The sequence below is a fragment of the Microbacterium sp. Leaf203 genome, from assembly GCF_001421275.1.
Taxonomy (GTDB): Bacteria; Actinomycetota; Actinomycetes; order Actinomycetales; family Microbacteriaceae; genus Microbacterium; species Microbacterium testaceum_A.
Map to the genome: position 1 here is coordinate 374,728 of NZ_LMKF01000031.1, position 24,859 is coordinate 399,586.

Sequence of the window (24,859 nt, forward strand, 5' to 3'; positions counted from 1 at the left end):
GATCCTGCCGTCGACGCCCTCTGCCCCCGCGGCAGGGGGCGTTCTCGTTCGTACGCCGGATTCATAGACGCGACAGCGCATGCTGGGTCGGTGTCACCGACCTCGCACCGCGTCCGCCGCAACCGGCGTCGGCTCCTGCTCATCGTCGCCGCCGTCGTCACCACGGCCGTCGTGAGCGCCGTGGCCTTCGTCGCGTTCAATCTCGCCGGCGCGGCCAACGGCATCCATCATTCCGATGCCGAGCTGCCCACCGCCGCTCCGGGAGTCGCCCAAGACGAGGGCGAGCAGAACATCCTCATCATGGGCCTGGACAGTCGGGTCGACGAGGACGGCAAGCCGTACCCCCAGGAGATCTACGACGCGATCCACGCCGAGGACGCATCGGTGGGCGGCTACAACACCAACGTGCTGATGTACGTGCACATCCCCGCGGGCGGCGGGCAAGCGGTCGCCGTGTCGATCCCGCGCGACGACTACGTCGACTACGCGGGCGCTCCCGGTGGGACGACGAAGGGCAAGATCAAAGAGGCGTACGGGCGGGCTTTCGCCGCGAAGAACGACGAGCTCCGCGCGGCGGGCGTCGCGGAGGACGACGCCTATCAGCAGGCCCGCGACGCCGCACGCACCGAAGAGATGCAGACCGTGTCGCAATTCTCGGGCGGCGTCCCGATCGACCACTTCGTCGAGGTGACGATGGCGGCGTTCTACCGGGTCGCACAGGCCGTCCAGCCGATCTCGGTGTGCCTCAACCACGCGACCGCCGACACCTACTCGGGAGCGGACTTCGTCGCGGGGGAGCAGCAGATCGACGCTGCACAGGCGATGGCGTTCGTCCGCCAGCGTCGCGACACGAAGTACGACGACGTCTTCCTCACCGACCTCGACCGCACGCGCCGTCAGCAGGCGTTCATGGTGTCGCTCGCGTTGAAGCTGCGCGACGCGCAGACCTTCACCGACTTCGGGCGCCTGCAGGACCTGCTCGACACCGCGAAGCAGTACGTGGCCGTTGACAAGGGCTTCGACCTGCTCAGCCTCGCCTCGACGGCCCAGCGCCTCGCCGGGGGAGACGTGACGTTCCAGACGCTCCCGGTCGAGCGCTTCGGCACGGTCGACGGCGAGAGCGTGAACATCGTCGACCAGAAGGCCATCGCGGCTCAGGTCGGTGCCCTGCTCCACCCGGCTCCCGCGGCGACGACGGATTCCGGGACGGATGCCACCCCGGACCCGACCGATGCGCCCGCGACGAGCGCTCCCGCGGCGTCTCCTTCCCCGACGTCGTCGGTGTACACCGACTCGCAGCAGCCGATGCGCGCGGGGTTGGTGCCCTGCGTGAACTGAGGCGTGCTCAGCCGTACCGCTCGCGGTACCGGAGCTCGGCGGCCGGGTGCAGGGCGATCGGCGACGTGTCGATGAGACTCGCCGGCGTCAGATATTGGATGCCGAGCGCATCGGGCGCAACGAGCTCGGGGGCGTCGTCGATGAGTGCGTCGACGAGGGCGCGAGCGAGCGAATCGGCGAGGTCGGCGCGCGCGAGCAGGAGGTTCGCGACGCCGATCGTGGGGACGGCCCTGGTGGCGCCGTAGACGCCGGAGGGGATCGTCGTGGCGGCGTACACGTCCGGGAACCGCGCGCTGAGCGCCGCGAGAGCGGGGGTCGTGTCGATCACCGAGACCGGGACCTGCTCGGCGAGGGCGGCGATCTGCGGGGTCGGCACCCCGCCCGACCAGAAGAACGCGTCGATCCGTTCCGCGGCGAGATCGTCGACGGCACCGCGGAACGTGCGTTCCACCGTCCGGGGCCCCGCGCCGCTCGACGGGTCGAGTCCGGAGGCGTCGAGCACCCGTCTCGCCGTCGCCGCAGCGCCCGACCCCGGGGCGCCGAGCGACACCGTGCGCCCCGCCAGGTCGGCGAGCCGCGAGATCCCCGCGTCCGCGCGCACGATGCACTGCAGGTAGTTCTGGTAGACGCGTCCGATCGCGACGATGTCGTCCGCGGCATCCGCTGCCGAATCCACCAGCGAGAGCCCGAGGTCCACGCGGCGCTCCCGCAGAAGACGGAGGTTGTCGATGCTGCCCTCGCTCTGCAGCGGCGAGACCGAGACCGCGGTCGACGACGCGGTCGCGGCCGCGAGCAGTTGACCGAACTCGAGGTAGCTGCCGCCCGGCTCGCCGCAGCCGAGGACGAGGGGCGTCGATGCGGGCGTGGAGCACGCGGCGAGCGAGAGGGCGCCGGCACCCGCGACGACCGAGAAGAATGCGCGTCGGGTCAGAGCCGTCACCGCCGCCTCCACTCGAGTCGCGCGGCGAGGCCGCCCCTGGCCGAGCGCTCGAGGTGCAGGGTGCCGCCGGCCGCCCGCATCAGCTCGGCGACGATCGCCAGGCCCAGGCCGGTCCCCGGTGTCGACCGGTGGGCGCCCGCGCGCCAGAACCGGGTGCCCATGCTCTCGAGGTCGGCGTCGGCGAGATGCGCGCCCGAATCGTCGACGCGCAGTGTCACGCCCTCACCGTCGTCGTCCAGGGTCAGACCCACACGGGCTCCTCGCCCGGCGTAGTTGGCGGCGTTGTCGAGCAGCACCTGCACCATCTCGTCGAGGTCCGCTCGGCCGCACGGCACCGCGACGACCGTGTCGTCCGCGTCCTCCAGCGTCACGCCCGCCTCGTCGAGCCGCCACCGGTGCAGATCCCCGAGCTCGGATGCCGACACCCGGCACTCGCGCTCCGCCCCCTCGTCGCGCGCGGCGTCGTACCCCTGCCGCGAGGCCGAGGCCCGGTGCTCGGCGTTCGCGAGTGTCAGCATGCGTTCGACGGTGTGCTCCAGCCGATCGAGGTCGTGGTCGACCGCGGCAAGGTCGTCAGCGGCATCCGGATCCCGGGGAATCGAGTCCACGCGCAAGCGGATGGCGGCCAGGGGAGTGCGCAACTGGTGCGACGCGTCGGCCACGAAGCCGCGCTGCTGCTCGAGTGTGTTCTCGACCTCGTCGGTCATGGTCGTGAACGCCCGGCTGAGCCGGCGGAGCTCGGGCGGCCCGGTCGGACGAAGGGGAACGGGCTCGCGGTGGGCGGTGAGCGCCGCGACCGCCGAATCGAGGGCGCGCACCGGCCGCAGGATCCACCGCGTCCACAGCAACGATGCCCCCATGAGCGCGGAGAGCAGGAGGAAGCCGACGACCGCCACGAGCGCCCACGCGGCACCGACATCGGCCTTCGCGCGTGCGAGGTCGACCTCGATCACCACCACACCGGTCGACAGATCGCCCGCGGCGATGACGGGGACGGCGACCAGTGCGGTGTCCGGCGCCCACGGGGTGACGCGCGGAAGAGACACCTGCGGGATGGCCCGCGACGCCGCCCCGGCGATGGAGCGCACATCGACGTCGGGCGAGAGGCCCCCGGCCGAGGCCACCGCGTCACCGCTCTCGTCGAGCACGAGCACGGCCTCGCCGTACACCGCGTGGAACCGGTCGACGTAGGTCTGCAGGCTCGATGTCCCGCCCTGCACGAGAGCCGTTCGGGCGCGCTGCACGACCTGATCGAGCGACGCCTGGCGCTGCAGGGCGACCTGCTGCGTCCGCGAGTCGGCGATCGACTGGGCGACGGGGATGAGCACCGCGATCACGGCGATGAGCCCGAAGACCAGCAACGGGAGCAGGACGCGCAGCTTCACCCGGCATCCTCGAGGCGGTATCCGAACCCGCGGACCGTCGTGATCGTGACCTCGGGGAGCTTCTGCCGCACCTGGCCCATGTGCACGTCGAACGATCGCGACGACGCCGCGTACGCGTCGCCCCACACCTCGTCGAGGATGACCCGGCGACTCACCACGGTCCCCGCGCGACGGGCGAGGGACAGCAGGATGCCGAATTCGTTGGGCGTGAGCGACACCTCGCGGTGTGCGACGCGGACGCGGCGGGCGTCGACGTCGATCGATACCTGGGAGGTCTCGACGCGCATCGGCTCCTCGGGCGGGCTGTACCGGCGTGTGACGGCGATCAGTCGGGCGAGGAGTTCGTGCAGACGCACGGGCTTGACCAGGTAGTCGTCGGCGCCGAGTGACAGCGCGCGGACCGTCGAGCGTTCGTCGCCTCTCGCTGTCACGACGATCACCGGGATCTGGGTGACCTCGCGCAGGTCGCGGAGCACATCGAGTCCATCGCGATCCTCGAGACCGAGGTCGAGGAGCACCGCCTGTGCGTCTCGGTGACGGAGGAGCACATCGCTGCCGCGTGACACCCGGGTGCACGTGTGACCGGCGCGGCCGAGGGCCGAGACGAGGGCCGCGGCGACGGAGCCGTCGTCCTCGGCGACGAGTACGTGCATGCTCCATCGTAGGCACAGGCTCCGCGGCCTCGCGGCCCACGAATGTAAGGCGACTGTAAGGATCTCGCCCGGCGGCGCCGGCGGCAGCCACGATGGCCGATACGTCTCGTCACCGCTGCCGGAGGCCTCTTCCGCCAGCGGTGACGAGACGACCAACGTCCCTCGACCGATCGGATTCCTCATGTCAACGACGACGACGATCCCCACGAGTCTGCGGCGTTCGATCTCGAACACGCTCAAAGGCTCGGCCGGCAACCTCGTGGAGTGGTACGACGTCTACGTCTACTCCGTGTTCGCGGTGTACTTCGAGTCGCAGTTCTTCAGTTCCGACGACAAGAACTCCACCATCTACGTGTGGGCGATCTTCGCCGTCACCTTCCTCATGCGGCCGATCGGTTCGTGGTTCTTCGGCCGCTTCGCCGACCGGTACGGTCGCCGTCTGTCGTTGACGGTGTCGGTGTCGCTCATGGCGTTCTGTTCGCTGGTGATCGCTTTCGCCCCCACGGCCGAGATGATCGGCGTCGGTGCCGTCATCATCCTCGTCTTCGCCCGTCTCGTTCAGGGCTTCGCGACCGGAGGCGAGTACGGCACGAGCGCGACCTACATGTCCGAGGCCGCCATGCCCGGTCGCCGCGGCTTCCTGTCGTCGTTCCACTACGTCACCCTCGTCGGCGGTCACGTGCTCGCACAGACCACGCTGCTGATCATGGTGCTCACCCTCGATGACGAGGCCATCACCGCGTGGGGCTGGCGCGTCGCCTTCGCGATCGGCGGTGTCGCCGCCGTGGCCGTGTTCTGGATGCGCCGCACGATGGACGAATCCCTCGAGAAGCACGTGCTCGACGACAACAAGGCGGGCCGCGCGAAGGACTCGGGCTCGATGCGCGATCTGCTCGTCAACAACTGGCGCCCGCTCCTGCTGTGCTTCGCGGTCACGGCCGGCGGCACCGTCGCTTTCTACACGTACTCGGTCACGGGGCCGAACATCGTCAAGACCGCGTTCTCGGGCGGCGATGTCGTCACCGGTACCGTGATCAACCTCATCGCGCTGACGGCCCTCATGCTCATGCAGCCGCTGGGCGGCTGGCTGTCCGACAAGGTCGGTCGCAAGTCCCTGCTCGTCTTCTTCGGCGTCGGCGGCGTGCTCTACACGTGGTTCCTCATCACGATGCTCCCGCAGCAGACCAACGAGTTCGCCGCCTTCGCGATCCTGCTCGGCGGCTTCGTCATCCTAACCGGCTACACCTCGATCAACGCGCTCGTGAAGGCGCAGCTCTTCCCAACGCACGTGCGAGCCCTGGGCGTCGGCCTCGGGTACGCGCTGGCCAACTCGCTCTTCGGCGGCACGGCGCCCCTGCTGTACGCCGGAGCGCAGTCGACATCGCAGGTGCCGATGTTCATCGTGTACGTCACGGTCATCATCGCGGCGTCGCTCGCGGTCTACATCTTCGCCCTTCGCAACAAGGCGCCCAACTGGCTCGACGACGAGCTGGTCATGCGCGAGACGCACGAGGCGAAGTCCCGCGAGACGGTGTCGTCCCGCTGACACCTCCATGAGGGGCGCCTTCTCCGTCGAGGGGAGGCGCCCTTCTCCGTGCGCGTGCCGGTGAGGCGGTTGTCGCGGGATGCCGCGTGCCCGGCGCGCCGCGTAACCTCAGCGATCCGCACAAAGATGGAGGCATCCCGCGCCTTCGTGCTGAGGGTGTGCGAATCGCCGAGGTTGTGCGGAGGGGAAGGATGCCGTGAGCTCCGCCCACCGGGACAGGCCGTCTCCGGAAAAGACGAAAGCCCCCGCCGAAGCGGAGGCTTTCTCTCGTGGTGGACCTGAGGGGACTCGAACCCCTGACCCCCTGCATGCCATGCAGGTGCGCTACCAGCTGCGCCACAGGCCCGTTTTTTGTTTTCCGCCCCGTTTGAGGCAACTCCATGAGCTTACAACACAGATCGCGGAGGCAAGAAATCGGCGCCGTCGGGCGTGTCGCCCGCTTCCGTTGCGGCGTCGACGACCGCCCGTCGAAGGGCCTGCCCGCGCTCGCTCAACGCGCGTTGGCGCACGACGTACTCGGCTTTACCCTCGGGGGTCTCGATCGCCACCGGCGCGTACCCCCAGTCGATCAGATCGTAGGGCGAGGCCTGCATGTCGAGCGTGCGGATGTCGCGCGCGAGCTCGAACGCGTCGAGCAGCACCGACCCAGGGACCAGGGGCCCGAGCTTCACCGCCCACTTGTAGACGTCCATCCCCGCGTGCAGACAGCCCGGCTGCTCCCTCGCCACCTGGTCGTCGCGACTGAGGGAGGTGCGGTTGAGCGGGACGGCCTCGGGCGTGAAGAAGCGGAACGCGTCGAAGTGCGTGCACGTGAGGTCGTGGGCGTCGACCACCGCGTCGGTGCCGCCGCGACCGAGGCGCAGGGGCACGGCGTGCCGCACCTCGTCGGCGCGGTAGGCCATCGCCCACTCGTGCAGACCGAAGCACCTGAACTTCGCGGGTCGATCGAGGGTGGCGCGCAGCAAGTTGACGATGCCGCGGTACATCGAACCCTTCTCGGTACGGAAGCGTTCGGCATCCACTCGCATGCCCTCGGGCTCGGCCCGATACCACCTCCACGCGGCGCGTTCGTCGGCCCCTTCGAGCACGACCCCGGGACCCGGGTGCCACCGCCGCAGGATGGCGGGCTTGTACGAGTAGTACGTGAAGAGGAAGTCTTCGACGGGATGCTTCTGCGCGCGGCTCGCGCGGGCGCGGTGATCGGCGGTGAGCGCGTCAGCGCGATGCGCGTGCTGTTCGGCGGCGTCCGTCCACTCCGCGCGCGTCAGGACGGTTCGGGTCGCGACCAGGGTCACTCGACCGGCTCGATGAGGTCGGGGGAGTCGTTGCGGACGTTGCCCACCGCCGCCGAGACCACGTGGTCGTCGAGCGTCTCGGCCATGTCGGGCGCGGCGTCGATGGCCGCGTCGAGGACGTCTCCGACGTTCTCGGTCGTGGGGTCGAGCCAGGCGTCGGCGAAGTCGGGATCCATGAACAGCGGCATGCGATCGTGGATGGACCCCAGTCGTCCGATCGCATCGCGCGTGAGGATCGTGCAGCTCAGCACCCAGCGGGCGGGGTCGTCGTCGGCGAGGGCGGGGTTCTTCCACCACTCGTAGAGCGCCGCGAAGAAGAGCGGCGAACCGTCGGCGGGGTGGATGTAGTGGGGCGTCTTGCCCTCGTCGGTGGTCTTCCACTCGTAGTAGCCGGATGCCGGGATCACGGCGCGTCGCTTGATGAGGGCGTTACGGAACATGGGCTTGTCTTCGACCTCTTCGGACCGCGCGTTGAAGGCCCGTGCGCCGATCTTGACGTCTTTCGCCCACCCCGGGATGAGCCCCCAGCGCGCGACCTCGAGCCGGCGGACCGGGGGCTCGCTCTTGATCGAGTCGAGCACGATGCCGACCTGCGACGTCGGGGCGATGTTGTACGAAGGCCGGGGCAGCTCGTCGGCCTCGACGTCGACGCGCAGCACCCCCACGAGCTCGGAGGCCACATTGGCTACGACGAAACGACCGCACATGCTTCCACCGTACGCGCCACCTCCGACATCGGGCCTCGCGCTCGATGGCCTCCGCGCACATCCTCAGCGTTCCGCGCATCCTCAGCCGTGAGGCGCGGGATGCCGCTGACTTTGCGCGAATCGCTGACGTTACGCCGGACGCACCGAGGCCGCGGCATCCGGGATCAGGCCTCGTTGGATATGACGCCCGTGCTGCGCAGCCGCTCGAGGAGACCCGCGCCGTCCGAGGCCGTCACCCAGGGCACTTCGGCGGCGGAGTGGTCGTCGACGACCGTCCGCCCACCCGCGAGCACCGCTTCGGCGGGGAGCAGTCGCCGGATCGCGACGGCCGCGACGTTCTCGGGGTGCTCGATCGCGAAGCCGGTGTAGATCGCGTCGTCGTGCTGGCCGTCGTCGCCGACCAGGAGCCACTTCACGTCGGGGAACTCTGCGGCCAGGCGTCGGAGGTTCTGCTCCTTGTGCTCTCGGCCGCTGCGGAACCACCGGTCGTGGGTCGGCCCCCAGTCGGTGAGCAGGAACGACCCGGCGGGGAAGAGGTGGCGGCGCATGAAGCGGGTGAGCGTGGGCGCGACGTTCCAGGCACCGGTCGACAGGTAGACCACGGGTGTTCCCGGGTGTTCGCGCGTGAGGCGCTCGAGCATGACCGCCATCCCGGGGACGGGCTGTCGCGCGTGCTCGTCGACGACGAAGGAGTTCCACGCGGCGAGCAGGGGGCGTGGGAGCAGCGTCACCATGACGGTGTCGTCGATGTCGCTCACCACGCCGAAGCGCACGTCGGACCCCACGATGAACACGCGCGTCTCGGCCGGCTCGCTGCCTTCGACCGACATCGTGATGCTCTGCCAGCCGGGGCTGAGCGTCGCGGGGAGCTTGGCGTCGATCACTCCACCGCGGTCGGCGACCACACGATGTGTGACGCCGTCGATCGTGACGTCGACCTGTCCGAAGCCGACCGGCACGGCCGCGAAGCTTCGCCACCCGCGCAAGCTCGCGAACTCACCCGTCGACGTGCGCTTGATCGGCGGGGCGATGAGCACGCGGCCCAGCACGCGGACCCATTCCTCGGTCCCGTACCCCGGGAAACCCGTGACGGCGGGACGCAGTCCGCGGGCGCGCGCTCGACGTTCGCGCCAGCGGTGGAAACGGCGCTCGAGTCGGGCGAACCAGAGCACTTTGGCGCGAGGGGAACGAGGCATCGCCCTCAGTCTTTCACGTCACCGTCCACCGGTTCGAGAGGAGCGGTCTCGTCCGCGAGATGGCGACGTTCGAGCCGCTCGATGATCTTCTTGCCGACGAAGACCAGAACGATGAAGGCGACGAGGATGCCGACGAAGATGTACCCCGCACCGTGGATGCGGTCGGACAGCTCGCGGTACGTCCCCGCAGCGGATGCTGCGACCGTGACGTACAGGCTCGCCCACACGGCGCACGCGGGGGTGGTCCAGGCGAGGAAGCGGCGATAGCTGTAGCCGCTCATTCCGACCGTGAGAGGAACGAGCGAGTGCAGCACGGGGAGGAAGCGCGACAGGAAGATCGCGGGTCCGCCGCGACGACGGAGGTACCGGTCGGCCCGCTCCCAGTTGCGTTCGCCGAGCTTCTGCCCGAGGCGCGAGGCGCGGATACGCGGACCGAAGTAGCGACCGAGCCAGAACCCGAGGCTCTCACCGAGCAGCGCGCCCACCACGATCGCCGCGGCCAGCACGACCCCTTCGACCGGGGAGGCGACGGCGGTGCCGGCCACGATGACCATCGTGTCGCCCGGGACGACCAGCCCCACGAGCACGCTGGTCTCGAGCATGACCGCGATCCCGGCGATGATCGTGCGCAGCACGGGGTCGACGTTCTGGACGACGTCGAGCAACCAGGTGAGGATCTCGTTCACCTCCGTCAGCCTAGGGCCGGATCCCCGCTCTAGCCTGAGAGCGTGCCCCACTCCGCCCCTCCGTTCACCCTGCCGCGGTGGGTCGACCCCGAGGCGGCTTTCCTGCACGTGTTCGCGACGGGCGGGGACGCGTTCTGGCTGGACGCCGGACGCGAGGCGCCGACGGGGTGGAGCTGGATGGGCTCGGGTCGCCTCGACGACGCGTCAGCACCCCTGCAGAGGGATGCCGCACCCGCCGGCGGACCCACGGATGACAGCGGCCCGTTCCGTGGCGGCTGGGTCGGCTGGCGCTCGTACGAAGGACGGGACGCCTGGCTGCGCGTCGCGGCCCTCGTCGCATTCGACCACGCCCGCCGCCGCGTCCACGTTTTCGGCGACGCCGACCTCGCCGCGCGGGTCGCGGGCGCACCGCCCCCGGTGACCGTGGGCGCGGCGGAGCCCCGGGGCATGGCATCCGGCCGAGTGGAGCCCGAGCGGTACGCCGACCTCATCGGCGCCTGTCGCGAGCGGATCCGCGAGGGCGACGCGTACCAACTGTGCCTCACCACCCGCTTCACCGTGCCCGGGCGGCACGACGCGGTCGCCGTGTTCCGCCGGCTGCGGCAGGCCTCGGCCTCGCACCACGCGGGTCTCATCCGCATCGGCGGCACCACCCTGGTCAGCTCGTCTCCCGAGCGCTTCCTCGAGGTGCGCGACGGTCGCGTGCACACCCACCCCATCAAGGGCACGCGTCCTCGCTCGACCGACCCGGACCGCGACCGGGCGCTCGCCGAGCACCTGCGAGCGGACCCCAAGGAGCAGGCCGAGAACGTCATGATCGTCGACCTCATGCGCAACGACCTCTCCCGGGTGTGCGACCCCTCGACGGTCGGGGTCGACCGGCTGCTCGAGGTCGAGACGTATCCCACCGTGCACCAACTGGTGAGCGAGGTGTCGGGGCGGCTCGTGCCGGGCACCACGATCGGCGGGCTGCTCGATGCCGCGTTCCCCGCCGGGAGCATGACGGGCGCGCCCAAGCAGTCCGCGATGCACATCCTCGCCGGGCTCGAAGGGGAGGAACGGGGGATCTATTCGGGAGCCTTCGGCTGGATCGGCGACGACGGGGCGGCGGATCTCGCGATGGTCATCCGGAGCGTCGTCGTGGAGCAGGATGCCGCCTGGGTCGGGGCCGGAGGCGGCATCACGTGGCGCTCGGTCGCGGCATCCGAAGTCGCCGAAGTGGGGATCAAGGCCCGGGCTCCGTTGGCGGCCCTGGGAGCCGAGGTCCCGCCCGGGTGGTGACCTGCGCGTCCGATAGCCTGGAGGTTGGCCCCCGCGGCCTCCCGACCTTCACGATTGGCTTCATCCGTGTCTCAGAACTCCGCACCAGACCCCCGCGAGGGGGGCTTCGACACCCACGCCATCCAGGCGAAGTGGCAGCAGGCTTGGGCCGAGAAAGACCCGTTCCGCGCCGGTGGCGACGACGACACGCGCCCTCGCAAGTACGTGCTCGCGATGTTCCCGTACCCCTCGGGCGACCTGCACATGGGTCACGCCGAGAACTACCTCTACTCCGACATCGTGGCGCGCTTCTGGCGCCACCGCGGGTACAACGTGCTCAACCCCATCGGGTGGGACTCGTTCGGCCTGCCCGCCGAGAACGCCGCCATCAAGCGCGGCGCCGACCCCGTCGAGTGGACCTACGCGAACATCGCCCAGCAGAAGGCGAGCCTGAAGGACTACGGCGTCTCGTTCGACTGGAGCCGCGTCCTGCACACGAGCGACCCCGAGTACTACCGCTGGAACCAGTGGCTGTTCCAGAAGCTGTACGAGAAGGGCCTCGCCTACCGCAAGGACGCCCTGGTCAACTGGGACCCGGTGGACCAGACCGTGCTCGCCAACGAGCAGGTGCTGCCCGACGGCACGAGCGAGCGCAGCGGCGCCGTCGTCGTCAAGAAGAAGCTGACGCAGTGGTTCCTGCGCATCACCGACTACGCCGACCGCCTGCTCGACGACCTCAACCAGCTCGAAGGCTTCTGGCCGAGCAAGGTCATCCAGATGCAGCGAAACTGGATCGGCCGTTCCGTCGGCGCCGACATCGCGTTCGAGATCGAAGGTCGCGACGAGAAGATCACGGTCTTCTCCACGCGCCCCGACACCCTGCACGGCGCGACGTTCTTCGTCGTGGCCCCCGAGTCCGACCTGGCCGCCGAGCTCGCGGCATCCGCTGATCAGGGTCTGCGCGAGAGCTTCGAGGCCTACCTCGCTCAGGTGCAGCGCGCGACCGACATCGAGCGCCAGGCGACCGACCGCCCGAAGACCGGCGTGTTCCTGGGCCACTACGCGATCAACCCGGTCAACGGCGAGAAGCTGCCCATCTGGGCCGCCGACTACGTGCTCGCCGACTACGGTCACGGCGCGGTCATGGCCGTGCCCGCGCACGACCAGCGCGACCTCGACTTCGCCCGCGCCTTCGACCTGCCCGTCAAGGTGGTCGTCGACACGACCGCGCCGATCACCGGCGCGATCCCGGTGATCGAGCTCGACGACGAGGGCGTGCCGATCGACCCGCTCGGCGACATCGACGACCTGGATCCCGTCAAGACCGGCATCGCGCTCACCGGAGACGGTCGCATGATGAACTCGGGCTCGCTCAACGGGCTCTCGAAGCGTCACGCGATCGCCCGCATGATCGAGGAGCTCGAGGCCAAGGGCGTCGGCCGCGCCGCCAAGACGTACCGCCTGCGCGACTGGCTCATCTCGCGTCAGCGCTACTGGGGGACGCCCATTCCGATGCTGCACGGCGAGGACGGCTCGATCACGCCCGTTCCCGCCGACCAGCTGCCGGTGACGCTGCCCTCGGTCGAGGGGCTCGACCTGAAGCCCAAGGGAACCTCGCCCCTCGGCGCGGCCACCGACTGGGTGCAGGTGACCGACCCCGAGACGGGCCAGACGCTGCTGCGCGACCCCGACACGATGGACACGTTCGTCGACAGCTCGTGGTACTACCTCCGCTTCCTCTCGCCGAACAGTGAGACCGAGGCGTTCTCGGCCCGCGAGGCGAACAAGTGGGGCCCCGTCGACTTCTACATCGGCGGCGTCGAGCACGCGATCCTGCACCTTCTGTACGCGCGCTTCATCACCAAGGCGCTGTTCGACATGGGTCTGGTGGAGTTCACCGAGCCGTTCTCGAGCCTCATCAACCAGGGCATGGTCATCCTCGACGGCACGAAGATGTCGAAGAGCAAGGGCAACCTGGTGCTGTTCCAGGAGGAGCTCGACGCCCACGGCGCCGACGCCCTGCGCGTGGCCCTGGCCTTCGCGGGTCCGGTGGAGGACGACAAGGACTGGAACGACGTCTCGACCACCGGTGCGGCGAAGTTCCTCGCCCGCGCCCTGCGCATCGCTCACGACGTCGACAGCGAGACCGATGTGGTCTGGGCCGAGGGCGACGCGTCGCTGCGCCGAGTGACGCACCGCCTGCTGGCCGATGCCGCGAACCTCGTCGAGCAGACGAAGTTCAACGTCGTCGTCGCGCGCCTGATGGAGCTGGTCAACGCCACCCGCAAGGCCATCGACGGCAAGCCCGGTGCGAGCGACCCCGCCGTGCGCGAGGCCGCCGAGGTCATCGCGATGACCCTCGACCTGTTCGCCCCGCACACCGCCGAGGAGATGTGGGCGACGCTCGGCTACGACGGATTCGTCGGGCTCGCGACCTGGCGCCAGGCCGACCCCACGCTGCTCGTCGAGGACACCGTCACCGCGGTTGTTCAGATCGATGGCAAGGTGCGCGGCACGCTCGAGGTCTCGGCCAAGATCGGCGCCGACGAACTCGAGGCCATGGCCCGCGCCGACGAGAAGGTGCTGCGCGCGCTCGGCGACCGCGAGATCGTGCGCGCGGTCGTGCGCCCGCCGAAGGTGGTCAGCTTCTCGACGAAGTAGGTTCTCTGATCCCGGATGCCACGCCACCGGCGCTCTGCGGAGTGCGGGGGCGTGGCATACGGCGTCTTCTGACCGTGTGGAGGCGCGGCGCTCGAAGAGACGTGCGCCTCGCCGAAACGTTGCGAGGTGAGTGCGCGCGGAGCGGTCAGCGGGCGCGAGAGTAGGCGCCACCGTCGCGGGAGCGCTCGAGGAGCCCGGCGTCGACCAGATACCGGCGCATCGCCGCGACGTCGTCGACGATCGCCGCCAACCGGTCGTTGACCGCCCGTTCGGTGAGGATCTCGCCCGGCTCGGTCATTCGCCCGACGATGTGGAGGAGCACGGCGTCGCGGTCGGCGGCTCGAGAGGGGTAGACCGTGAGGCGGCCGTCGACGAAGAAGCGGTCGACGCCCGCCGCGCGGGGCGCGGCCGGTGCGGAGCGGAGGGCGTCGCGGAATACCTCGGGCTCGGTTCGCCATCCTGCGCCGTCAGGGGAGATGAGCCCTGCCGAGAGCAGCGTGTCGAGGACGCGTCGACGCTTTCCGGGTGACAGGGCGTCGAGGGCTTCACCGACCGGCTGGGCGAGCACGATCCGCGCGTACACGTCGCGTGCGCGATCGTCGGCGAGGGCTGAGATTACGGCGCGCCACGTGTTCGTAGACATCGCTCCAGGGTAGATGCGGGTTCTGCACAGCGCGGGGATCCTTCCGGTTGTCCACGAAAGAGCGATCTCGCCCCGCGCGACGGCAGCCTCGGTGCCTAGCGTCGTGGCGTGACCGAACCGTCCTCTTCCTCCCATCGCGAGGAGTCGCAGCGCACGGTGATGCGGGGAGCGTCGATGAAGCAGTCCCGTTCCCCGTCGAACGCGGGTGGCACGGAACCGGAGGAGCGCGACGCTGCGAATCCACTCCCGAGCGCTCTTCCCCCGCGAGCGCGCCTCGGCATCGGCGCGGTCATCGTCCTGGTGCTGCTCGCCTTCGCCGTGACGATCGGCATCGGCATGCTGCGGGGCGCCACCGGTGCCGAGATCGTCGACGAAACGGCATCCCCCTCGACGTCTTCCGCTGCCCTGCCCGCAGAGGCGGGACTGTACGTCCACGTCGCGGGAGCGGTGCGCGAGCCCGGGCTGTACCGACTCGATGCCGGTGACAGGGTCGCCGACGCGATCGCCCGGGCGGGAGGCTTCGCCGACGACGCGCAACGCGACGGGGTCAACCTCGCCAGGCCCGTGGCCGACGGTGAACAGATCGTCGTCCCGGTGGTCGGGGCAGAGGCTGCTTCACCCGCCTCGGGCGGCGGCGGCAGCACGGGTGGCGCGCTCGACCTGAACACCGCGACGCGCGAGCAGCTCGACGAGCTCCCGCGCATCGGGCCGGCGATGGCCGACCGCATCCTCGCGTGGCGCGAAGCGAACGGTCGTTTCACGAGCGTGGACGATCTGCTTTCGGTGCCGGGGATCGGGGAGAAGATGCTCGCGGGCATCCGAGACCTGGTGCGCGTGTGAGGGGGCGTCCCGGCGCGCGCCGCCGATCCCTTCGGGCGGTCTCGGTCGCCGCGGCGACCTGGGCGACCGCGGGTGCGAGCACGATGATTTCGGATCCCACCCCGCTCGCGGTGGTCCTCGCCCTCGCTGCGTGCGCGACCACCGCGCTCGCGTGGCGGCGGTCGGCGGTGCTCGCGATCGTCGCGGTCGCGCTCGCCTGCTCGGCCGCGGCGGCGGGGACCGTGGCGACGGCGGGATCGACACGGGCGCAGATCGCCGCCCTCGAGGCCGACGGAGGGCGCCACCTCGAGCTGGAGGTCACCGTCACCGGGCGCATCGACGGCTCTCCTGACGGCGGCGCGTGGTTCGACGCCGTCGCCACGCGGGTGCGCGCGGGCGCTCTCGCCGTCACGGGGAGGGTCCCCGCGCGGATCCTCGTCGATGCCGAGGGACGGTCGGCGCTGGAAGCGGCGAGCATGGGCAGCGAGGTGCGGCTGAGGGGGCGAGCCGTCCCCTCCGACCCGGGGGAGCGCGCCGCCCTCGTCGTCCGGACGAGTTCCGTCGAGTCGGCTTCGACCCCGGCGGGCGTGTGGGCGTTCTTCGAGGGACTGCGCGACGGCCTCGTCGCCTCGACCCGCGGCCTGCCCCAGCCGGGAGCGGGTCTGGTGCCGGGGCTCGCCGTGGGTGACACGACGAGCCTCGACCCCGACACAGAGGCCGCGATGAACGCCTCGTCGCTGTCGCATCTCACGGCCGTGTCGGGGGCGAACTGCGCGATCGTCGTGGGTGCGGCGTTCGCCCTGCTGGCGCTGTGCGGTGCGTCCCGCGGCGGGAGGGTGATGGGGGCGATGCTGGTGCTGGCGGCGTTCGTCGCGCTGGTGACCCCCGAGCCGAGCGTCATCCGCGCGGCCGCGATGGCGGCGGTGGCGATGCTCGCGCTCGCACTCGGGCGACCGGCGATCGGCGTGGCCGTCCTGTCCCTCGCGGTGACGATTCTGCTGATGGTGGACCCGTGGCTCTCCCGCTCGCTCGGCTTCGCCCTCTCGGCCGCAGCGACCGGGGCCCTCCTCGTGCTCGCGCGCCCCCTGGCCGGCGGATTGGAGCGATGGATGCCGCGCGCCCTCGCCCTCGCCCTCGCGGTGCCCACGTCGGCCCAGCTCGTCTGCGGCCCGCTGATCGTCCTCATCGACCCGCACGTTCCCCTTCTCGGTGTCGCGGCCAACCTCGTCGCCGACCCCGCTGCGGCGCCCGCCACGATCGCGGGAGCCCTCGCCTGCATCGCCCCGTTTCCCTGGCTGAGGGACGGTCTGACGGCCCTCGCCTGGGTGCCGGCCGCGTGGATCGCGGCCGTCGCGCACACGACCACGGCGGTGTCGGCCCAGAATCTGCCGTGGCCCGACGGTCTCGTCGGGGCGGCGTTGCTCGCCGGCGTCGGCGCGGCGGTCAGCGTCGCCGTCGTCAGACCGCGCCGGTTGCCCCGGATCACCGCGATCTCGTCCGCCGCCGTCGCCGTGGTCGTCGGCCTCGTCCTGGGGCAGACGACGGTCCGCACCGTCGCGGGGCCCCTCACCGTGCCCGCGGCGTGGCAGGTGGCCATGTGCGATGTCGGTCAGGGCGACGCGACGCTCTGGCGGTCCGGAGACGCCGTGGCGCTGGTCGACACGGGACCCGAACCCGAGGCACTGACCCGATGCCTGCAGACGTTCGGGGTGGACCATCTCGCCCTCGTCGTCCTGACGCACTTCGACCTCGACCACGTCGGCGGGTCCGCGGCGGTGATGGGGCGGGTCGATCTTGTGGTGCACGGGCCGCCCGACGAGGCGGCCGACCGACGACTCCTAGACCGGTTCTCGGACGCCGGAGCGCACCTGCAGAAGGCGACGATCGGCATGACGGGCACACTCGGCGGCACGCGGTGGCAGGCGCTCGGTCCCGCCCCGAACGCCGAGGCCGGAAACGACGCCTCCGTCGCCCTCGACGTCGCCGGCGCGAGCTTTCCTCGCACGGTGCTACTCGGCGACCTCGGCGAGCAGGCGCAGTCCGCCCTCCGACGGCGGATCGATGTTCCGCGTGTGCAGGTCGTGAAGGTCTCCCACCACGGCAGTGCCGACCAGGATGCCGCGTTGTACCGGGCGCTGCACCCGGCGGTCGGGCTCATCGGGGTCGGTGCAGACAACGACTACGGGCATCCGACCGCGACGCTCCTCGACATCCTGGCGGCTCTGGGAAGCACTGCGGCGCGCACCGATCGGGACGGTGCGCTGGCGGTCTGGCTCGACGAAGAGGGGAGACTCACCCTGTGGCGCGAGCGCGCGGGGACGGGGGAAGGGGCTCGCGACCCGACCGGCGATGTCGGAGCCGGTCGGTAGGCTGGAGGAGTGACTCCGGCTCCCCGACGCTCCGCCCCCGCCAAGGCGAAGTCGGCCATTCCGCAGGTGTCGTGGCGTTCCCCTCAGCCCGCGCCGATCGTTCTGGTCTCGGGCCCCGAAGAGGTCTGCGCCGAGCGCGCGATCGCAGGCATCCGATCGATGCTCAAGAGCGAGGACCCGAGCCTCGAGGTCACCGACATCCGGGCCGACGACTACGCCGCCGGCACCTTGCTCAGCGTCACGTCGCCATCGTTGTTCGGCGAGCCCCGACTCGTCCGCGTCAGCGGCGTCGAGAAATGCAGCGACACCTTCCTCACCGAGGCGGTGTCGTACCTCGCCCACCCGCAGGACGGCGCGACGGTCGTCCTGCGCCACACCGGAGCGAGCGTTCGCGGTAAGAAGCTGCTCGACGGCATCCGCGCGGGTCAGGGCAGCGGCATCGAAATCGCCTGCCCCGCGGTCAAACGCGACTCCGACCGATTCGATTTCGCGGTCGGCGAGTTCAAGGCCGCGCAGAAGCGCATTGCCCCCGTCGCCCTCAGGTCGCTGGTCTCGGCCTTCGCCGACGACCTCACCGAGCTGGCCGCGGCATGCCAGCAGCTCATCTCCGACGTCCCCGGCGACATCGACGAGCGGATCGTCGAGCGCTACTACGGGGGGCGCGTCGAGACCTCTGCCTTCACCGTGGCCGACACCGCCATCGCCGGGCAGTACGGCCCCGCCCTGCTCGCGTTGCGACACGCGCTGGCATCCGGGGCCGATCCCGTGCCTCTCGTCGCCGCGGTCGCCATGAAGCTCCGCACCATGGCGCGCGTGGCGGGCACCCGCGAGTCGTCGTCGATGCTCGCTCAGCGCCTGGGCATGAAGGACTGGCAGGTCGACCGCGCCCGCCGCGACCTCGTCGGCTGGACCGGCAACACNGATCCATGCCACGGCTCGAGCCGACGCCGAGGTCAAGGGCGCGTCGAGAGACCCCGTGTTCGCCCTCGAGCGCATGATCACCATCATCGCCACCCGCGCGCCCTACGGGGGCTGAGCGGCAACCGAAGAGGCTTCGCCTGCCGCGCCGGCTCCGCACGCGGACCGTGCGCAGAGGTCACCCCACTCCGAGAACGACGAAGCCCGCCCCGCGATGCGGGACGGGCTGTCGAGAAGAGCTGCGGCTCAGAGAGCGGCGACCGACTTCGCGATGGCCGACTTGCGGTTCGCGGCCTGGTTCTGGTGGATGACACCCTTGCTCACGGCCTTGTCGAGCTTCTTGGTCGCGGTGGCGAGCGCCTTGAGGGCCGCTTCCTTGTCACCGGCCACGACGGCCTCCTTGGTGCGACGCACGTGCGTGCGGAGCTCGCTCTTGACGGCCTTGTTGCGCTCGCGCGCCTTCTCGTTGGTCTTGTTGCGCTTGATCTGCGACTTGATGTTCGCCACGTCGACGGTCTTTCGTTTGAGTGAGTATGGGATGTGCCGGGCGAGCGGTAGAGGGGCGCTGCACCGACGATCGTGGAGGTCGGGAAAAACCCCACACGCAAGCCAAGGACCGAGTCTATCAGGTCGATGCCTCGATCGTGGTGAGCGCCACCTCCAGCAGCGCGTTGAAAACACGCGGACGCATCGCCGTGACGAGATGCGTCGTGTGCGGAACCACGATGAGCTCCGCGTGCGGGGCGACGGCGAGGAACATCCGCTCGTTCGTGCGGAGCTGATCCCACTGCCCGTTCACGAACCACAGGGGCACGTCGATCCGGCGAAGGGATGCCACGATGTCGAGCTCCGCGAGAGACGACAGGGCCGTGTCCTGCGCGTCGAAGGCGTAGCCGCCGGCGCCGAAGTCGGGGCGCGTCTCGGGAGGGAGGGTGCGGTCGAGCACGCGGTTCGTGAGTCCCAGACCGCGATCGGGGAGGCTATCGAAACGCCGCGTGAAGAAGCGGTAGGCCGCCAGCCCGATGCCGCGGGGCAGGGACGTGCACGATGCCGCGACGAACCCGGCGACCGGGGGACGAGGCGCGGCGCCGACGTACTCGATCGACAACAGCCCGCCCATGGAGTGCCCCACCAGCAGCACGGGACCGCGGGTCGCGGCATCCTGTACCGCGTCATCGATCGTCACGAACGCCCCGTCGAGCGTGAAGGCCTCGTCGCGGCGCGTTCCGTGCCCCGGCAGGTCGACCGCGGTGACCGGGGTGCCTCGCTGTCGCAGATGCGCGACCTGCGCCCGCCACATCGTGGCGGACGTGCGGATGCCGTGCACGAGCACGACCTGGACCGCCATGGCATCCACTGTAAAAGCCTCCGGATGCCGTGGTGCCGAGCCTCCGGGGACGGCGATGTCGGCGCACCACCGTAGAATCGACGGAACATGTCACCGCGCGCCCTGAAGCCCCTCGAGCCGTCTGCCACTCCGCCGGAGCAGATCCGCAACTTCTGCATCATCGCTCACATCGACCACGGCAAGTCGACGTTGGCCGACCGCATGCTGCAGATCACCGGCGTCGTCAGCGACCGCGATATGCGGGCGCAGTACCTCGACCGCATGGACATCGAGCGCGAGCGCGGTATCACGATCAAGTCGCAGGCGGTGCGGATGCCGTGGGGCACCGGTGACGGCACGTTCGCCCTGAACATGATCGACACGCCCGGTCACGTCGACTTCACGTACGAGGTCAGCCGATCGCTGGCGGCGTGCGAGGGAGCGATCCTGCTCGTCGACGCGGCTCAGGGCATCGAGGCGCAGACCCTCGCCAACCTCTACCTCGCGCTCGAGAACGATCTGACGATCATCCCGGTGCTGAACAAGATCGACCTTCCCGCCGCCGACCCCGACAAGTACGCGGCCGAGCTCGCCGGTCTCATCGGCGGCGACCCCGCCGACGTGCTGCGCGTCAGCGGCAAGACCGGCATGGGCGTCGAAGAGCTGCTCGACCTGATCGTCGAGAAGATCCCCGCCCCCGTCGGCAGGGCCGACGCTCCGGCCCGCGCGATGATCTTCGACTCCGTGTACGACGCCTACCGCGGCGTGGTCACCTACGTCCGCATGATCGACGGTGCCCTGCAGCCGCGCGAGCGCCTGCAGATGATGTCGACGGGCGCGACGCACGAGGCCCTCGAGATCGGCGTCTCGAGCCCCGAGCCCGTCCCCACCAAGGGTCTCGGCGTGGGCGAGGTCGGCTACCTCATCACCGGCGTGAAAGACGTGCGCCAGTCGAAGGTCGGCGACACGATCACCACGCACCGCAAGCCCGCGACCGACGCGCTGCCGGGCTACACCGACCCGAAGCCCATGGTCTTCTCGGGCATCTACCCGATCGACGGCAGCGACTACGCCGAGCTGCGCGAGGCTCTCGACAAGCTCAAGCTCTCCGACGCCTCGCTGCAGTACGAGCCCGAGACCTCGGTCGCCCTCGGCTTCGGCTTCCGTTGCGGCTTCCTCGGCCTTCTGCACCTCGAGATCATCACCGAGCGCCTCTCGCGCGAGTTCGGTCTCGACCTCATCACCACCGCTCCGTCCGTGACGTACGAGGTCACGACCGACACCGGCGAGACGGTGTCCGTCACCAACCCGAGCGAGTACCCCGACGGCCGCGTCGCCTCGGTGTCGGAGCCGATCGTCAAGGTCGGCATCCTGCTGCCCAAGGACTACGTCGGCACGGTCATGGAGCTCTGCCAGACGCGCCGCGGCACGCTGCTCGGCATGGAGTACCTCAGCGAAGACCGTGTCGAGCTGCGCTACCACATGCCCCTCGGCGAGATCGTGTTCGACTTCTTCGACCACCTCAAGAGCCGCACGCAGGGCTACGCGAGCCTCGACTACGAGCCCGCGGGTCAGCAGACCGCCGATCTGGTCAAGGTCGACATCCTGCTGCAGGGCGACAAGGTCGACGCGTTCAGCTCGATCGTGCACCGCGAGAAGGCGTACGCCTACGGCACGCTCATGGCCGAGCGCCTGCGCAAGCTCATCCCGCGCCAGCAGTTCGAGGTTCCCATCCAGGCCGCGATCGGTGCGCGCATCATCGCGCGCGAGACGATCCGCGCCATCCGCAAGGACGTCCTCGCCAAGTGCTACGGCGGTGACATCACCCGAAAGCGCAAGCTCCTCGAAAAGCAGAAAGAGGGCAAGAAGCGCATGAAGATGGTGGGCCGTGTCGAGGTTCCGCAGGAGGCGTTCATCGCCGCCCTGTCGGGAGACGTCGAGACCAAGAAGTAACGCACCACACCGAGAGGGGTGAACCATGCGCAGGCAGAACTTCACCGATGACACGGTCGACTACGCGGCTGTCGGAGCCACTCAGGCGCACGATCTGATGCAGTACCCGCCCGACAACTCGCTGCCGGCAGAAGACTCCTGGCGCATCGGCAGCGGCGAGGAGCGTTTCGCCGCGGCCGGAGAGCTCCTGCTGTCGTGGGCGCCCCTGCGCACCGGCGAACTGAGCATCAGCGACGTGCGCCCGGCGTCGGGTGAGGGCTACTCGGGCGTCGGCTTCGACGCCGACGGTGCTCCCGTCGCGCCCAGCAGCCTCGAGGCCGAGCAGCGCTTCGCCGCCGACGGAACACCGTTCGTGAGCCCCGGCACCGGCGTGCGCCTGCACGGCAAGGTCGACGGCCACCGCGCCGACGCCGAGCTGCGCGTGATCTCGGTCTTCGAAGAGCCCCGTCGCGTGGGCTTCATCCTCGGCACCGTCGGACACTCGATCGTCAGCGGCGAAGAGCTGTTCGCGGTGGAGTGGCGTGACAACGACGAGGTGTGGTTCGTCGTGCGCGCCTTCGACCGCCCGACGGCCCCGTCGTACCGCCTGTTCTCGAGCCGCGTGCGCCGTCGGCGCAAGGCGCTGTTCGCCCGCTACCTGCGCGCGATCTCGCCGCTGTACTCGTCCTGATGGGCGGTCCGCTCCCGCTCGGAGACCCGGCCCCCGCCGACGGACACCTGCCCGCCGACCTCGAGATCGACCCGACCGCCGATTTCGGTGTCTACCTGCACGTGCCGTTCTGCCGCGTGCGGTGCGGCTACTGCGACTTCAACACCTACACCGCCAGCGAGTTGCGCGGCGCCCGCCAAGACGACTTCGCCGACACGCTGGCCGCCGAGGTGCGTCTGGCGGGTGGAGTGATGGATGCCGCGGGTGGCCGCCGCGCGGCATCCACCGTCTTCTTCGGCGGAGGCACGCCCACCCTGCTGCCGCCGGGGGACCTGGCGCGCATGCTCGACGCGGTCCGCTCGGAGTTCGGAATCGCCGACGGGGCCGAGGTCACCGTCGAGGCCAACCCCGACACCGTCGACGACACGGTCGCCCGCACGCTCGCCGAAGCCGGTGTCACCCGCCTGTCGATCGGCATGCAGTCGGCCCGGCCGCACGTGCTCGCCGCCCTCGACCGCACCCACGATCCCGCGAACGTCGCCACGGCCGTCGCCGCGGCCCGCCGCGCGGGTCTCGACGTCTCGGTCGACCTCATCTACGGCGCGCCGGGAGAATCGCTCGACGATTGGCGTGCCTCCCTCGAGGCCGCTGTGGCCCTCGAACCCGACCACATCTCGGCGTACGCCCTGATCGTCGAAGACGGCACGAAGCTCGCACGCCAAATCCGCTCCGGGGTCGTGGCGATGCCCGACGACGACCTGCAAGCCGACATGTACGAGCTGGCCGACGACCTGCTCGCCGCCGCCGGATACGACTGGTACGAGGTGTCGAATTGGTCGCGCGACGTCGCGCACCGCTCGCGTCACAACCTCGCCTACTGGCGGGGGACCGACTGGTGGGGCTTCGGGCCGGGCGCGCACAGCCACGTCGCGGGGCTCCGCTGGTGGAACGTGAAGCACCCCGCCGCGTACGCCCAACGTCTGGCCGCGGTCGAATCGCCCGCGGCCGCGCGCGAGCGGCCCGACGAGACCGCGCGCCGGCTGGAGTCGGTGCTGCTGCGCAGCCGCATCCGCGAGGGTCTGGCCGTGTCCGAGATCCTCGGCGAAGGGCGGAAGGCCGTGGCATCCCTCATCGCCGACGGTCTGATCGAGGGCCGGGATGCCGTTCACGGGCGCATCGTGCTGACGCTCCGGGGACGACTCCTGGCGGATGCCGTGGTCCGGGCGCTCACGGTCTGACCGGCGACGCGGCCGGCGGACGAGTTCGTTCCGGTGCTCGCGTGCCGACCTCGATGAGGGGCTCTCGGGCGTTGAACGACGCGCCGCAGGGCGACTCCGCGAGCCGCCCGGCACCGTGCCGAGGCGATCCCGTAGAATTGGCACTCCGCAGATGCGAGTGCCAGACGGGAGGAGCAGCTCATGGTGTCGGAACGTGGCCTTCAGGTGCTCCGTGCGATCGTGCAGGACTACGTCGACACGCGCGAACCCGTCGGCAGCAAGGCGATCGTCGATCGACACGCCTTCGGGGTGTCGGCGGCGACCATCCGCAACGACATGGCCCTGCTCGAGGACGAAGAGCTCATCGTCGCCCCGCACACCTCGTCGGGGCGCGTCCCCACCGACAAGGGATACCGCGTCTTCGTCGATCACCTCGCCGAGCTCCGCCCGCTCTCGGGAGCACAGCGCAGCGCCATCACGTCGTTCCTCGACGAAGCGGGCGACCTCGACGACCTGCTCGCCCGCACCGTCCGCGCGCTCACGCAGCTGACCGGACAGGTCGCGATCGTGCAGTACCCGTCGTTCGCCCGCGCCAATGTCAGTCACGTCGAACTGGTCGCCCTCGGCGGCCCGCGTGTGCTGGTGATCCTGGTGACCGACACGGGCCGGGTCTCGCAGCGCATCGCCCTCGTGCCCGCAGAACCCGGCGAGACCGACATCGTGCAGCTGCGCGCTCGCGTCGGCGCGCTGCTCGTCGGGCGCAGCGTCGCCGACAGTTCGCAGCAGGTGCAAGCCGTGCTGACCGACGGGCCGCGCCCGGGTGTCACGCTGGACGTGCTCGCCGACGCGGTGCTGCGCATCGTGGGGGAGGAGCTCGAGGAGTTCCGTCAGGATCGCCTCGTCATGGCCGGCGCCGCGACCCTCGCCAAGCGCGAGTCCGACTTCCGCGGGAGCATCTACCCGCTGCTCGAGGCGATCGAAGAGCAGGTGACGCTCCTGCGTCTCATGAGCGAGATGGTGGCCGACGAGAAGGGGCTGTCAGCGAGCATCGGTCGTGAGAACGAGCCGTTCGGACTCATCGAGGCCTCGGTGCTCGCCAGCCGGTACGACGGATCCACCGGCGGGGCCCGCGTCGGGCTGCTCGGTCCCACCCGCATGGACTACTCCTCCAACCTCGCGGCGGTCCGTGCCGTCGCGCACTATCTGACCCGGATGCTCGAAGACGACGACGCGTCTCGCTGACGTCGAATCCCGCGAGCACCCCACCCGAGAACGACCCCGCGCAAGCGGACAGGAA

Annotated in this window: 21 protein-coding genes, 1 tRNA gene and 1 pseudogene; 12 read left to right on the top strand and 11 right to left on the bottom strand. The window is 70.3% G+C overall.

All coding sequences use genetic code 11. From position 1 onward, the window contains the following. Positions 1-90 precede the first annotated feature (90 nt). Entirely contained in the window at positions 91-1,338 is a 1,248-nt protein-coding gene (locus ASE56_RS14545) for an LCP family protein (RefSeq protein WP_056231171.1), read from the top strand. 7 nt (positions 1,339-1,345) lie between these two features. Here ASE56_RS14545 and ASE56_RS14550 read toward each other — a convergent pair whose 3' ends face one another. From ASE56_RS14550 to ASE56_RS14560, 3 genes are read right to left on the bottom strand one after another with little or no spacing between them, the layout of a single operon-like run. After that, positions 1,346-2,278, bottom strand: coding sequence for a TAXI family TRAP transporter solute-binding subunit (locus tag ASE56_RS14550; RefSeq protein ID WP_162234522.1), 933 nt, complete (start codon positions 2,276-2,278; stop codon positions 1,346-1,348). Beyond that, positions 2,275-3,663, bottom strand: coding sequence for a HAMP domain-containing sensor histidine kinase (locus tag ASE56_RS14555; protein WP_056231178.1), 1,389 nt, complete (start codon positions 3,661-3,663; stop codon positions 2,275-2,277). The genes ASE56_RS14550 and ASE56_RS14555 overlap by 4 nt, the downstream gene beginning before the upstream one ends. Beyond that, positions 3,660-4,316 carry a response regulator transcription factor gene (locus ASE56_RS14560; protein ID WP_056231182.1) on the bottom strand — a complete coding sequence of 219 codons (657 nt, stop codon included), beginning with the start codon at positions 4,314-4,316 and terminating at the stop codon, positions 3,660-3,662. Before ASE56_RS14560 ends, ASE56_RS14555 begins: the two co-directional genes overlap by 4 nt. 181 nt (positions 4,317-4,497) lie before the next feature. Between ASE56_RS14560 and ASE56_RS14565 the strand changes: the two genes are divergently transcribed. After that, on the top strand, positions 4,498-5,862 hold the full coding sequence (locus ASE56_RS14565; RefSeq protein ID WP_056231185.1) for an MFS transporter: 1,365 nt from the start codon (positions 4,498-4,500) through the stop codon (positions 5,860-5,862). A gap of 270 nt (positions 5,863-6,132) precedes the next feature. Here ASE56_RS14565 and ASE56_RS14570 read toward each other — a convergent pair. The 5 genes from ASE56_RS14570 to ASE56_RS14590 all read right to left on the bottom strand — a co-directional run bounded on the left by ASE56_RS14570 (position 6,133) and on the right by ASE56_RS14590 (position 9,746). Then, positions 6,133-6,208: transfer RNA gene (locus tag ASE56_RS14570), tRNA-Ala, on the bottom strand. A 40-nt stretch (positions 6,209-6,248) separates the two neighbouring features. After that, a complete protein-coding gene (locus ASE56_RS14575; RefSeq protein ID WP_156371767.1) occupies positions 6,249-7,130 on the bottom strand; it encodes a 3-methyladenine DNA glycosylase in 882 nt (293 codons plus the stop codon). Positions 7,131-7,153: 23 nt separating this feature from the next. Beyond that, complete coding sequence (locus ASE56_RS14580) at positions 7,154-7,864, bottom strand: SOS response-associated peptidase (RefSeq protein ID WP_056231192.1); 711 nt, start codon at positions 7,862-7,864, stop codon at positions 7,154-7,156. A 164-nt stretch (positions 7,865-8,028) separates the two neighbouring features. After that, the gene (locus ASE56_RS14585; RefSeq protein WP_056231197.1) at positions 8,029-9,060 is read right to left on the bottom strand and encodes an App1 family protein; all 1,032 of its coding nucleotides are present in this window, start codon (positions 9,058-9,060) and stop codon (positions 8,029-8,031) included. Positions 9,061-9,065: 5 nt separating this feature from the next. After that, positions 9,066-9,746 (bottom strand): DedA family protein, encoded by a 681-nt coding sequence (locus ASE56_RS14590; protein WP_056231200.1) that lies wholly within the window; start codon positions 9,744-9,746, stop codon positions 9,066-9,068. 42 nt (positions 9,747-9,788) lie between these two features. Between ASE56_RS14590 and ASE56_RS14595 the strand changes: the two genes are divergently transcribed. Both ASE56_RS14595 and leuS read left to right on the top strand, forming a co-directional pair. Next, entirely contained in the window at positions 9,789-11,027 is a 1,239-nt protein-coding gene (locus ASE56_RS14595) for an anthranilate synthase component I family protein (protein ID WP_056231205.1), read from the top strand. A gap of 66 nt (positions 11,028-11,093) precedes the next feature. After that, positions 11,094-13,667 carry a leucine--tRNA ligase gene (gene leuS / locus ASE56_RS14600; RefSeq protein ID WP_143017866.1) on the top strand — a complete coding sequence of 858 codons (2,574 nt, stop codon included), beginning with the start codon at positions 11,094-11,096 and terminating at the stop codon, positions 13,665-13,667. Between the two features lie 145 nt (positions 13,668-13,812). Here the strand turns inward: leuS and ASE56_RS14605 are convergent, their stop codons facing one another. Continuing rightward, positions 13,813-14,310, bottom strand: coding sequence for a DUF2087 domain-containing protein (locus ASE56_RS14605; protein ID WP_056231212.1), 498 nt, complete (start codon positions 14,308-14,310; stop codon positions 13,813-13,815). Between the two features lie 108 nt (positions 14,311-14,418). Between ASE56_RS14605 and ASE56_RS14610 the strand changes: the two genes are divergently transcribed. The 4 genes and pseudogenes from ASE56_RS14610 to ASE56_RS17785 all read left to right on the top strand — a co-directional run. Further along, complete coding sequence (locus ASE56_RS14610; protein ID WP_326493365.1) at positions 14,419-15,150, top strand: ComEA family DNA-binding protein; 732 nt, start codon at positions 14,419-14,421, stop codon at positions 15,148-15,150. A gap of 83 nt (positions 15,151-15,233) precedes the next feature. Then, the gene (locus tag ASE56_RS14615; protein ID WP_082450828.1) at positions 15,234-17,498 is read left to right on the top strand and encodes a ComEC/Rec2 family competence protein; all 2,265 of its coding nucleotides are present in this window, start codon (positions 15,234-15,236) and stop codon (positions 17,496-17,498) included. Between the two features lie 66 nt (positions 17,499-17,564). Continuing rightward, positions 17,565-18,418: DNA polymerase III subunit delta (gene holA, locus ASE56_RS18075; protein WP_369111674.1), on the top strand; the 854-nt coding region annotated here is incomplete at its 3' end. A 1-nt stretch (position 18,419) separates the two neighbouring features. Beyond that, positions 18,420-18,534 (top strand): annotated as a pseudogene (locus tag ASE56_RS17785) (DNA polymerase III subunit delta); the annotation flags it as partial. 128 nt (positions 18,535-18,662) lie between these two features. On the opposite strand, the gene rpsT reads toward ASE56_RS17785, so the two are convergent. Both rpsT and ASE56_RS14630 read right to left on the bottom strand, forming a co-directional pair. Next, on the bottom strand, positions 18,663-18,923 hold the full coding sequence (rpsT, locus tag ASE56_RS14625) for a 30S ribosomal protein S20 (RefSeq protein ID WP_056231218.1): 261 nt from the start codon (positions 18,921-18,923) through the stop codon (positions 18,663-18,665). A 118-nt stretch (positions 18,924-19,041) separates the two neighbouring features. Continuing rightward, positions 19,042-19,764, bottom strand: a complete 723-nt coding sequence (locus ASE56_RS14630; RefSeq protein ID WP_056231222.1) for an alpha/beta fold hydrolase — start codon at positions 19,762-19,764, stop codon at positions 19,042-19,044. 87 nt (positions 19,765-19,851) lie between these two features. Between ASE56_RS14630 and lepA the strand changes: the two genes are divergently transcribed. From lepA to hrcA, 4 genes are all read left to right on the top strand, one after another. After that, entirely contained in the window at positions 19,852-21,696 is a 1,845-nt protein-coding gene (lepA, locus tag ASE56_RS14635; RefSeq protein WP_056231225.1) for a translation elongation factor 4, read from the top strand. Between the two features lie 25 nt (positions 21,697-21,721). Next, the gene (locus ASE56_RS14640) at positions 21,722-22,366 is read left to right on the top strand and encodes a DUF1990 family protein (protein ID WP_056231228.1); all 645 of its coding nucleotides are present in this window, start codon (positions 21,722-21,724) and stop codon (positions 22,364-22,366) included. Beyond that, on the top strand, positions 22,366-23,583 hold the full coding sequence (gene hemW, locus ASE56_RS14645; RefSeq protein WP_056231232.1) for a radical SAM family heme chaperone HemW: 1,218 nt from the start codon (positions 22,366-22,368) through the stop codon (positions 23,581-23,583). The genes ASE56_RS14640 and hemW overlap by 1 nt, the downstream gene beginning before the upstream one ends. 180 nt (positions 23,584-23,763) lie before the next feature. After that, positions 23,764-24,804: a heat-inducible transcriptional repressor HrcA gene (gene hrcA, locus ASE56_RS14650; RefSeq protein WP_056231235.1), complete on the top strand. Its 1,041-nt coding sequence runs from the start codon at positions 23,764-23,766 to the stop codon at positions 24,802-24,804. The last annotated feature ends 55 nt before the right edge of the window (positions 24,805-24,859 follow it).

Excerpts from the sequence above, each read along its gene's own strand:
- lepA (WP_056231225.1), top strand. The coding sequence starts at position 19,852 with ATGTCACCGCGCGCCCTGAAGCCCCTCGAGCCGTCTGCCACTCCGCCG.
- ASE56_RS14605 (WP_056231212.1), bottom strand. The coding sequence starts at position 14,310 with ATGTCTACGAACACGTGGCGCGCCGTAATCTCAGCCCTCGCCGACGAT.
- ASE56_RS14615 (WP_082450828.1), top strand. The coding sequence starts at position 15,234 with ATGATTTCGGATCCCACCCCGCTCGCGGTGGTCCTCGCCCTCGCTGCG.
- ASE56_RS14630 (WP_056231222.1), bottom strand. The coding sequence starts at position 19,764 with ATGGCGGTCCAGGTCGTGCTCGTGCACGGCATCCGCACGTCCGCCACG.
- ASE56_RS14580 (WP_056231192.1), bottom strand. The coding sequence starts at position 7,864 with ATGTGCGGTCGTTTCGTCGTAGCCAATGTGGCCTCCGAGCTCGTGGGG.
- hemW (WP_056231232.1), top strand. The coding sequence starts at position 22,366 with ATGGGCGGTCCGCTCCCGCTCGGAGACCCGGCCCCCGCCGACGGACAC.
- ASE56_RS14640 (WP_056231228.1), top strand. The coding sequence starts at position 21,722 with ATGCGCAGGCAGAACTTCACCGATGACACGGTCGACTACGCGGCTGTC.
- hrcA (WP_056231235.1), top strand. The coding sequence starts at position 23,764 with ATGGTGTCGGAACGTGGCCTTCAGGTGCTCCGTGCGATCGTGCAGGAC.
- ASE56_RS14585 (WP_056231197.1), bottom strand. The coding sequence starts at position 9,060 with ATGCCTCGTTCCCCTCGCGCCAAAGTGCTCTGGTTCGCCCGACTCGAG.
- ASE56_RS14560 (WP_056231182.1), bottom strand. The coding sequence starts at position 4,316 with ATGCACGTACTCGTCGCCGAGGACGACGGCTCCGTCGCCGCGGCCCTC.
- ASE56_RS14565 (WP_056231185.1), top strand. The coding sequence starts at position 4,498 with ATGTCAACGACGACGACGATCCCCACGAGTCTGCGGCGTTCGATCTCG.